The following is a 4267-nucleotide window of genomic DNA, read 5'->3' on the forward strand; positions in this document are numbered from 1 at the left end:
GGACACCGACGCCGGGACGGCATGGAATCCGTCGAACGGGCCGACATAAGGCACCAGGCTCGACCGCTCGGCTTCGAACACTTCCCAGATCGGCTTGTCTGGGACGTCGGGGTGCCGGTTCGCCTTGGCATAGGCGACGCATCGGTCCTCAAGCCAGGCGTTCAGTTCGCTATAGGATCTGAACTTCGGCCGGGGCACGAAGAACCGCCGCCGGAGCACGCCCACCTGGTTCTCGACCTGGCCCTTCTCCCAACCCGAAGCCGGGGTGCAGGCGACCGGCTCGACCAGATAGTGCCCGCACATCTGCTGGAACCGGCGATTGTAGGCGCGATCCTTACCAACGAAGATCGTGTCCACCGCCGTCTTCATGTTGTCGTAGATGCCCCGGGCACAGGCTCCACCGAAGAACGCGAAGGCCCTGTCGTGCGCGTCGAACACCATCTCCTGGGTCTCGCGGGGATAGGCCCGCACAAACGGCATACGGCTGTGGCAGAGACGGACATGGGCGACCTTGACCGTCGTGGTCACGCCGTCGAGGATCACGATCTCATGGCTCCAATCGAACTGGTAGGCTTCGCCCGGATCGAAGCTCAACGGGACATAGGCGCTGGCCGACGCCTCCTGTGTCGCCTTCGACCACCTGGCCGCGTAGCGCCGCACCGCATCATAACCGCCGCCGTAGCCGCGGTTGCGCAGTTCCTCGTAGACCCGGATCAGCGTCAGGCGTTCCCGCTTCGGCCGTCGGGCATTCTCGGCCAGCATGTCATCCAGTTCGGACCGCCAGGGATCGATCTTCGGACGCGGCTGCGTCGTGCGGTCATAGGTGAACTCGGTCGCGCCCGATCTGATGACTTTCCGCACCGTGTTCCGCGACAACCGCAACTCGCGGCAGATCTGCTTGATCGACTTGCCCTCGACGAAATGCGCACGCCTGATCTTCGCGATCGTCTCCACAACCAACATCCCCTGACTGCTCCCTCATGTCTTTGAGGAAGCTTCTGATCAGAAATATCAGGGGGGTCACTTTTGGACGCCGATCACCCCAAGATGGGGGTCAATTTTGCATGCTGATCCACAAACGGATCGACATCCTCTACATCTGCTCGAACCAGGCGATCGCCTCCCAGAACCTCAATCGGCTAAACGTCCTCGGTCGGCGGGAGCTCGCCCTGCCCACCCGCATGACCCTTGTTCCCCTGCAACTGCGTGGCGAGGTGGGTCTCGATGCCAACAAGGTAAACTTCATCAGCCTGACGCCGGGCACAACATTCGATCTGCGCTCCTCGACGGGGGTTGCGCAAGAACGCGCCCTGTTGTGCCATCTCCTGCGCGATCTGGTTACGCGGCCGCGCGGCCTGCATAACCTGATGCAGGTTACCGCCGGAACCGACGGCTGGAACCGCGCAGTGCGCGATCTCACACTCGAAGGCGTCGACAAGCGAATAGTCGATCGCTTCCGCCGCGACGTGCAGGCAGATCACGATCTCTACGAAGAACTTGAGCGAGTTTGCGAACTCTTCCCGCGCCGTAGGGACGTCTATCCCCCGGAGATAACACAGCCCCGCAACAGCTTGGTCGCACGGCTACGCGCAAAGCTGTCCCACGCCTGCGTCGACGCGCTGCAACCTGACCTGATCATCATGGACGAGTTTCAGCGGTTTCGGGATCTGCTGCACGGTGACAGCGACGCAGCGATCCTCGCGCGCGAACTGTTCGACTACTCGGGCAGCGATGGGCACGCCGCGCGCACATTGCTGCTTTCCGCCACGCCCTACCGGATGCTCACCCTCACCGGCGACGAGCCTGACGAGGGCGACCATTATCAGGACTTCCTTGAGACCGTGAGTTTCCTCTATGGCCGGCAAAAGGGGCCGGAAGTCGCGGCCTTGCTGGCACGGGAAATGCGCGATTTCCGCGGGCTCCTTCATGCGTTGCCACAATCTCATGCATCTGCGGTCGCGAGCCGCGAGACCATTGAAAGGCGCCTTCGGCAGGTCATTGCCCGAACCGAGCGTGTGGCGTCCACAGTCGATCGTGACTCCATGATGAGTGAGCCCGCCATCAGCGTATCGGTCGCGCCCGCCGATCTCGCGCAAGCGTCCGCCGTTTCCCAAGTGGCACGCATGCTCGATGCTCCCGAGATCATCGAGTACTGGAAATCCTCGCCCTACCTGCTCAACTTCATGCGTCACTACAGCCTGAAACGGCTTCTGGAAAATCAGGTAGGCGCTCCGTCGACGGCACTCCGCGCCGCGATTCTTGCAGCGCGTCCCGCCATGCTCGATTATGATGCGATTGACACCTATATGCCGCTAGAGCCTGCCAATGGCCGCATGCGCGCGGTGATGGATGACATCTTCAGCCAGCATCTTGAGGAGAATCTCTGGATACCCGCCGCTATGCCTTACTACGGCGAAGCACGATCCGGGGCCCCGCCCACCAAGGCGTTGCTATTCTCCTCTTGGTCCATGGTACCTGACGCGGTGGCAGCACTGTTGTCCTACGAGGCCGAACGGCGCATGGGCGTTGGCGAAGCCGGTCGGCGCTATTTCGAACAGCATCGCCTGAGGCCATTGCAGTTCAGGCAAGATCAAGGGCGGCTTGCAGGGCTACGTGCTTTGCTGCTGATCTACCCTTCACCGACGATCGCCAGGATCGCGGATCCGCTGGCGGTGTTCAGTGAGAACGAGAACACCCTGTCGCAGGAGGAAATGCGCGCAGCGATTTCCGATCGGCTCAAGCCCGCCCTTGAAGCCCTCAATGAACGAGCCGTGTCGGGGCAGGAGACGCACAGCGCGGAGTGGGCCGCCCCCGCCGTAATCGATGATCTCCTTGGAGCACGGTCCTGCGAGTGGCTGGAAGCGCCCTATGGAATGCGTTCACTGGCGAGCGAAGACGCTTATCAGGATCATATCCGAGAACTCGCAGCGGCAGTGAAGACAGGCGACATTGGGGCTTCGTTCGCTGATCTTCCGGACCTGCTGGTCGACGTGGCGCTTGGTAGCCCGGCGGTCTGCGCGCTTCGTGCCCTCAAACGGATCGCACCAGAATTGACCTGGGACGATCCATGCCTGCTCGGCGCTGCAGCCGAAGTTGCCTGGTCATTCCGAACGTTGTTCAATCAGCATGATGCGGTCGCCTTGCTCCGGCGGGATACCGACGATCATTACTGGCGACGCGTGCTGGTCTATGGCGCTCAGCATAATCTTCAGGCCGTTCTAGACGAATACGCGCACTACCTCGTCGATGCAGAGGGCCTCGGGGCTAGTCCTGCCAAGGAACGCGCAACCGGCGTAGCCCGCGCCATGGCGCATGCTCTTGCCATTCGCCCATCACAGATCGAGGTCGACGACGTGCATGTCGATGGCGAGTGCCTCGCCATCAGAAAATTCCAGATGCGCGGACGCTTTGCCATGCGGCTCGCGGATTACAAGGATGAGGATGGCGCGGTCGCACGACTCGGAGGCGTCCGCGAAGCATTCAACTCGCCGTTTCGGCCGTTCGTTCTTGCTACAACGTCGGTCGGGCAGGAGGGGCTGGATTTCCATCCCTATTGCTACCGCGTCTATCATTGGAACTTGCCGAGCAACCCGGTGGACCTCGAACAGCGCGAAGGCCGCGTGCACCGCTTCAAGGGCCACGCAGTACGTCTCAACCTTGCTGAACGACAGGTCTCTGCCATCCAAGGTCGCGGACAATCTCCTGACGATCCATGGAGACTGATGTTCGAGCGCGCCCGATCCGAGTCAGCGGTCGACACCGATCTCATCCCCTATTGGATCTATGAGGGCTCAGTGAGGGTCGAACGGCGCGTGCCGATGTTGCCGTTCAGCCGGGAGATTACGCGCTTGGCTTGGCTCAAACGCAGCCTCACGGTGTATCGCCTAGCCTTCGGCCAGCCCCGCCAGGATGATCTTCTGGAGTATCTGCAGAACCTCGTCGGCGCGGGCATGGACAACTCGATGCTGAGCGATCTGCAAATTCGCCTCGAGCCAAGTCTATTCATAGCGTCGGAGTGATAGATTACGCAGCAGTATGAAGGACTTCGGCCCCTCTTGCTTCCACAGTGCTTCCACGGGTGGTGGGAACGCAAACGCCGCCCCGGAGGGCGGCGCTCAAGCCTTTGATAACGCGAAAGAATTTGGTTGCGGGGGTAGGATTTGAACCTACGACCTTCAGGTTATGAGCCTGACGAGCTACCGGGCTGCTCCACCCCGCGCCAATTGGCCCGCTCGGTATTGGATTGAGTTTGGGCCGCATCGTCGAG

General features: G+C 61.4%; 2 protein-coding genes and 1 tRNA gene. 1 reads left to right on the forward strand and 2 read right to left on the reverse strand.

The genetic code is table 11. The annotated features are described in order from the left end of the window. Nucleotides 1-963: IS21 family transposase (gene istA, locus OEZ60_RS21880; protein WP_263340943.1), on the reverse strand; the 963-nt coding region annotated here is incomplete at its 3' end. Nucleotides 964-1064: 101 nt separating this feature from the next. Between istA and OEZ60_RS21885 the strand changes: the two genes are divergently transcribed. After that, nucleotides 1065-4019, forward strand: a complete 2955-nt coding sequence (locus OEZ60_RS21885) for a helicase-related protein (protein ID WP_263340944.1) — start codon at nt 1065-1067, stop codon at nt 4017-4019. A gap of 123 nt (nt 4020-4142) precedes the next feature. On the opposite strand, the gene OEZ60_RS21890 is transcribed toward OEZ60_RS21885, so the two are convergent. Next, nucleotides 4143-4219, reverse strand: a tRNA-Met gene (locus OEZ60_RS21890). Between the last annotated feature and the right edge of the window lie 48 nt (nt 4220-4267).

Origin of the sequence: Albidovulum salinarum, from assembly GCF_025673475.1 — a bacterium.
GTDB lineage: Bacteria > Pseudomonadota > Alphaproteobacteria > Rhodobacterales > Rhodobacteraceae > Albidovulum > Albidovulum salinarum.